We start from the raw sequence: 814 nt of genomic DNA on the forward strand, positions 1-814 counted from the left end.
GCCAGTACCCCTCCGGTGAAGGCCGCGGACATGATATCGCGTGCCATTTTTTAACCGGCTATACACGCGGTAATTTGCCTGCAACGATGCTGAACTCTTCGATGGTCAAACCAGTCAGCGTCGGCATTTCCCAGTCGAAAAATCGAGTATCGTGGATGGCCTGATTAATTAGCAGCCGAGTGGCTGACAGCTCTCGAAGGGAGAGGTCTGTCCTCGGAACAACGTCGGCAACTTTGTTGGCAATGGCATCGACTATTGGCCCGATTGTCGTCGACACGATCACAATGTGGCCGTCGGCTTCGAGCTGGAGGAGTGCCTCACGCACGACATTGCTCAGCGCGTGATCATTCATTTACGCTGTCCCAGTTGTTTCTCAAATCGATTCCTCTGGTATGTGACTTGCTCGAAAACGACGGCCTGCCTACGTGACGCTAGCCGACACGCCGCATCTTCGCGAGTGGATTTTTGATAGCACATTCCTGAGTGTTGGAACCGGGTCCAGTACACTCGCCGACTATGGCCGCCCGGTTAGGCAGCCCGCCCCCTTAAAGACTTTGGTGGTGTCCAGTTCCACGGCAGCAGTTGCTCCAGCCTGCTGATCGGCGTGTCCGCAATGTTGGCGAGGACGTCGGCAAGCCAGGCCTGCGGGTCGATGTCATTGAGCTTGGCGCTCATGATCAGTGTCGCCATGAACGCCGCACGTTCAGCACCACGATCCGATCCGGCAAACAGCCATGACTTCCTGCCGAGTGCAAAGCCTCTGAGCGCTCGTTCGGCAGCATTGTTAAAGGGTATGGTGCTCACGGCGCCCTTT

Annotated in this window: 2 protein-coding genes; both read right to left on the minus strand. The window is 56.4% G+C overall.

Annotated features, from left to right (window positions below; genetic code table 11):
* Positions 1 to 58 precede the first annotated feature (58 nt).
* Complete coding sequence (locus PDO_RS16105; RefSeq protein ID WP_003521946.1) at positions 59 to 352, minus strand: hypothetical protein; 294 nt, start codon at positions 350 to 352, stop codon at positions 59 to 61.
* 176 nt (positions 353 to 528) lie between these two features.
* The coding region (locus tag PDO_RS16110; RefSeq protein ID WP_007604152.1) for a transposase domain-containing protein at positions 529 to 814 on the minus strand (286 nt) is incomplete at its 5' end.

It is taken from the genome of Rhizobium sp. PDO1-076, from assembly GCF_000247475.1.
Lineage (GTDB): Bacteria > Pseudomonadota > Alphaproteobacteria > Rhizobiales > Rhizobiaceae > Allorhizobium.

Bases quoted from the DNA above. Each gene is read 5' to 3' on its own strand.
- PDO_RS16105 (WP_003521946.1), bottom strand. From the start codon at position 352: ATGAATGATCACGCGCTGAGCAATGTCGTGCGTGAGGCACTCCTCCAG.